1 tRNA gene and 3 rRNA genes are annotated in these 4,943 nt (G+C 50.1%); all 4 read left to right on the top strand.

Annotated features, from left to right (window positions below):
- Nucleotides 1-51 precede the first annotated feature (51 nt).
- Nucleotides 52-1,599: ribosomal RNA gene (locus HMPREF2926_RS01830) — 16S ribosomal RNA — on the top strand.
- Between the two features lie 53 nt (nt 1,600-1,652).
- Nucleotides 1,653-1,725: transfer RNA gene (locus tag HMPREF2926_RS01825), tRNA-Ala, on the top strand.
- Between the two features lie 123 nt (nt 1,726-1,848).
- Nucleotides 1,849-4,748: ribosomal RNA gene (locus HMPREF2926_RS01820) — 23S ribosomal RNA — on the top strand.
- Nucleotides 4,749-4,827: 79 nt separating this feature from the next.
- Nucleotides 4,828-4,943 (top strand): 5S ribosomal RNA (rrf, locus tag HMPREF2926_RS01815).
- Together the 16S, 23S and 5S rRNA genes with 1 tRNA gene alongside form the textbook arrangement of a ribosomal RNA operon.

Below are 4,943 nucleotides of genomic sequence, written 5' to 3'. Positions count from 1 at the left end.
AAGAAACAATAAATCTGTCAGTGACAGAATGAGTTTAAGACAAACAATTATTTTAATGAGAGTTTGATCCTGGCTCAGGATGAACGCTGGCGGCGTGCCTAATACATGCAAGTAGAACGCTGAAGCTTGGTGCTTGCACCGAGCGGATGAGTTGCGAACGGGTGAGTAACGCGTAGGTAACCTGCCTCTTAGCGGGGGATAACTATTGGAAACGATAGCTAATACCGCATAAAAGTCGATATCGCATGATATTGATTTGAAAGGTGCAAATGCATCACTAAGAGATGGACCTGCGTTGTATTAGCTAGTTGGTGAGGTAACGGCTCACCAAGGCGACGATACATAGCCGACCTGAGAGGGTGATCGGCCACACTGGGACTGAGACACGGCCCAGACTCCTACGGGAGGCAGCAGTAGGGAATCTTCGGCAATGGGGGCAACCCTGACCGAGCAACGCCGCGTGAGTGAAGAAGGTTTTCGGATCGTAAAGCTCTGTTGTAAGAGAAGAACGAGTGTGAGAGTGGAAAGTTCACACTGTGACGGTAACTTACCAGAAAGGGACGGCTAACTACGTGCCAGCAGCCGCGGTAATACGTAGGTCCCGAGCGTTATCCGGATTTATTGGGCGTAAAGCGAGCGCAGGCGGTTAGATAAGTCTGAAGTTAAAGGCTGTGGCTTAACCATAGTACGCTTTGGAAACTGTTTAACTTGAGTGCAGAAGGGGAGAGTGGAATTCCATGTGTAGCGGTGAAATGCGTAGATATATGGAGGAACACCGGTGGCGAAAGCGGCTCTCTGGTCTGTAACTGACGCTGAGGCTCGAAAGCGTGGGGAGCAAACAGGATTAGATACCCTGGTAGTCCACGCCGTAAACGATGAGTGCTAGGTGTTGGGTCCTTTCCGGGACTCAGTGCCGCAGCTAACGCATTAAGCACTCCGCCTGGGGAGTACGACCGCAAGGTTGAAACTCAAAGGAATTGACGGGGGCCCGCACAAGCGGTGGAGCATGTGGTTTAATTCGAAGCAACGCGAAGAACCTTACCAGGTCTTGACATCCCTCTGACCGCTCTAGAGATAGAGTTTTCCTTCGGGACAGAGGTGACAGGTGGTGCATGGTTGTCGTCAGCTCGTGTCGTGAGATGTTGGGTTAAGTCCCGCAACGAGCGCAACCCCTATTGTTAGTTGCCATCATTCAGTTGGGCACTCTAGCGAGACTGCCGGTAATAAACCGGAGGAAGGTGGGGATGACGTCAAATCATCATGCCCCTTATGACCTGGGCTACACACGTGCTACAATGGCTGGTACAACGAGTCGCGAGTCGGTGACGGCAAGCTAATCTCTTAAAGCCAGTCTCAGTTCGGATTGTAGGCTGCAACTCGCCTACATGAAGTCGGAATCGCTAGTAATCGCGGATCAGCACGCCGCGGTGAATACGTTCCCGGGCCTTGTACACACCGCCCGTCACACCACGAGAGTTTGTAACACCCGAAGTCGGTGAGGTAACCATTTGGAGCCAGCCGCCTAAGGTGGGATAGATGATTGGGGTGAAGTCGTAACAAGGTAGCCGTATCGGAAGGTGCGGCTGGATCACCTCCTTTCTAAGGAAATGGAAACCTGTACGTTGGTCTTGTTTAGTTTTGAGAGGTCTTGTGGGGCCTTAGCTCAGCTGGGAGAGCGCCTGCTTTGCACGCAGGAGGTCAGCGGTTCGATCCCGCTAGGCTCCATTAACACTGTAAGGGTGTTAAGATTGAACATTGAAAATTGAATATCTATATCAAATAGTAACAAGAAAATAAACCGAAACGCTGTAAATATTTAAAGAGTTTAGGTCGCAAGACCAAAAATAAGGTTAAGTTAATAAGGGCGCACGGTGGATGCCTTGGCACTAGAAGCCGAAGAAGGACGTGACAAACGACGAAATGCTTTGGGGAGCTGTAAGTGAGCGACGATCCAGAGATGTCCGAATGGGGGAACCCACTAGCTAATGGCTAGTACTCCTATCTGTTAAGGGTAGGTAGAGGAAGACGCAGTGAACTGAAACATCTAAGTAGCTGCAGGAAGAGAAAGCAAAAGCGATTGCCTGAGTAGCGGCGAGCGAAACGGCAGGAGGGCAAACCGAAGAGTTTACTCTTCGGGGTTGTAGGACTGCAATGTGGACTTAAAGAATATAGAAGAATGACATGGGAAGGTCAGCCAAAGAGAGTAAGAGCCTCGTATTCGAAATAGTCTTTATACCTAGCAGTATCCTGAGTACGGCGGGACACGAGAAATCCCGTCGGAATCTGGGAGGACCATCTCCCAACCCTAAATACTCTCTAGTGACCGATAGTGAACCAGTACCGTGAGGGAAAGGTGAAAAGCACCCCGGGAGGGGAGTGAAATAGAACCTGAAACCGTGTGCCTACAACAAGTTCGAGCCCGTTAATGGGTGAGAGCGTGCCTTTTGTAGAATGAACCGGCGAGTTACGATATGATGCGAGGTTAAGTTGAAGAGACGGAGCCGTAGGGAAACCGAGTCTGAATAGGGCGGAATAGTATTATGTCGTAGACCCGAAACCATGTGACCTACCCATGAGCAGGTTGAAGGTGAGGTAAAACTCACTGGAGGACCGAACCAGGGCACGTTGAAAAGTGCTTGGATGACTTGTGGGTAGCGGAGAAATTCCAAACGAACTTGGAGATAGCTGGTTCTCTCCGAAATAGCTTTAGGGCTAGCGTCGACATTGAGATTCTTGGAGGTAGAGCACTGTTTGGGTGAGGGGTCCATCCCGGATTACCAATCTCAGATAAACTCCGAATGCCAAAGAATTATGGTCGGCAGTCAGACTGCGAGTGCTAAGATCCGTAGTCGAAAGGGAAACAGCCCAGACCACCAGCTAAGGTCCCAAAATAATTGTTAAGTGGAAAAGGATGTGGGGTTGCACAGACAACTAGGATGTTAGCTTAGAAGCAGCTATTCATTCAAAGAGTGCGTAATAGCTCACTAGTCGAGTGACCCTGCGCCGAAAATGTACCGGGGCTAAAACAATTTACCGAAGCTGTGGATACCTTTATAGGTATGGTAGGAGAGCGTTCTATGTGTGGAGAAGGTGTACCGTGAGGAGCGCTGGAACGCATAGAAGTGAGAATGCCGGTATGAGTAGCGAAAGACAGGTGAGAATCCTGTCCACCGTAAGACTAAGGTTTCCAGGGGAAGGCTCGTCCGCCCTGGGTTAGTCGGGACCTAAGGAGAGACCGAAAGGTGTATCCGATGGACAACAGGTTGATATTCCTGTACTAGAGTATGTAGTGAAGGAGGGACGCAGTAGGCTAACTAAAGCGTGCGACTGGAAGTGCACGTCTAAGCAGTGAGGTGTGAATTGAGTTAAATGCTTAATTCTGTAACATTGAGCTGTGATGGGGAGCGAAGTTTAGTAGCGAAGTTAGTGACGTCACACTGCCAAGAAAAGCTTCTAGCGTTAATCATACTCTACCCGTACCGCAAACCGACACAGGTAGTCGAGGCGAGTAGCCTCAGGTGAGCGAGAGAACTCTCGTTAAGGAACTCGGCAAAATGACCCCGTAACTTCGGGAGAAGGGGTGCTGGCTTTAAGTCAGCCGCAGTGAATAGGCCCAAGCAACTGTTTATCAAAAACACAGCTCTCTGCTAAATCGTAAGATGATGTATAGGGGGTGACGCCTGCCCGGTGCTGGAAGGTTAAGAGGAGTGCTTAGCGTAAGCGAAGGTATGAATTGAAGCCCCAGTAAACGGCGGCCGTAACTATAACGGTCCTAAGGTAGCGAAATTCCTTGTCGGGTAAGTTCCGACCCGCACGAAAGGCGTAATGATTTGGGCACTGTCTCAACGAGAGACTCGGTGAAATTTTAGTACCTGTGAAGATGCAGGTTACCCGCGACAGGACGGAAAGACCCCATGGAGCTTTACTGCAGTTTGATATTGAGTGTCTGTGCCACATGTACAGGATAGGTAGGAGCCATTGAGATCGGGACGCCAGTTTCGATGGAGGCGTTGTTGGGATACTACCCTTGTGTTATGGCCACTCTAACCCGGTAGGTTCATCATCTACGGAGACAGTGTCTGACGGGCAGTTTGACTGGGGCGGTCGCCTCCTAAAAGGTAACGGAGGCGCCCAAAGGTTCCCTCAGAATGGTTGGAAATCATTCGCAGAGTGTAAAGGTATAAGGGAGCTTGACTGCGAGAGCTACAACTCGAGCAGGGACGAAAGTCGGGCTTAGTGATCCGGTGGTTCCGTATGGAAGGGCCATCGCTCAACGGATAAAAGCTACCCTGGGGATAACAGGCTTATCTCCCCCAAGAGTTCACATCGACGGGGAGGTTTGGCACCTCGATGTCGGCTCGTCGCATCCTGGGGCTGTAGTCGGTCCCAAGGGTTGGGCTGTTCGCCCATTAAAGCGGCACGCGAGCTGGGTTCAGAACGTCGTGAGACAGTTCGGTCCCTATCCGTCGCGGGCGTAGGAAATTTGAGAGGATCTGCTCCTAGTACGAGAGGACCAGAGTGGACTTACCGCTGGTGTACCAGTTGTCTCGCCAGAGGCATCGCTGGGTAGCTATGTAGGGAAGGGATAAACGCTGAAAGCATCTAAGTGTGAAACCCACCTCAAGATGAGATTTCCCATGATTTTATATCAGTAAGAGCCCTGAGAGAAGATCAGGTAGATAGGTTAGGAGTGGAAGTTGTGTGAGCAATGGAGCGGACTAATACTAATAGCTCGAGGACTTATCCAAAGAGTCAGAAGATATTGACAACGAAAGGTTAACTTGTTAGAATATAGATGTTCAATTTTGAATGTTTAATCATTCAGAGTTAAGTGACGATAGCCTAGGAGATACACCTGTACCCATGCCGAACACAGCAGTTAAGCCCTAGAACGCCGGAAGTAGTTGGGGGTTGCCCCCTGTGAGATAAGGTAGTCGCTTAGC

Origin of the sequence: Streptococcus sp. HMSC078D09 (genome assembly GCF_001813675.1) — a bacterium.
In the GTDB taxonomy this organism is placed as follows: domain Bacteria; phylum Bacillota; class Bacilli; order Lactobacillales; family Streptococcaceae; genus Streptococcus.
This window is presented reverse-complemented; position numbering and strand designations above follow the sequence as displayed.